The 214-nt window shown below is 76.2% G+C and carries 1 pseudogene; it reads right to left on the bottom strand.

The features are described from left to right. A pseudogene (locus tag AB0898_RS07655) lies at positions 1-214 on the bottom strand (hypothetical protein); the annotation flags it as partial.

Here is a 214-nt window from a genome sequence, read left to right as displayed (position 1 = left end):
GGGATCGCCTCCGGCTGGGCGGTGACGGACAGGCGTCCGGCGGGGATCGCCTCCGGCTGGGCGGTGACGGACAGGCGTCCGGTGGGGATCGCCTCCGGCTGGGCGGTGACGGACAGGCGTCCGGTGGGGATCGCCTCCCACTGGGTGGTGGCAGACGGGCGTGTGGCGGGGGATCGGCTCCGACTGGGTGGTGGCAGGCGGGACGGGGGACGAG

Source organism: Streptomyces sp. NPDC005435, assembly GCF_040703155.1.
Classification (GTDB): Bacteria; Actinomycetota; Actinomycetes; order Streptomycetales; family Streptomycetaceae; genus Streptomyces.
This window is presented reverse-complemented; position numbering and strand designations above follow the sequence as displayed.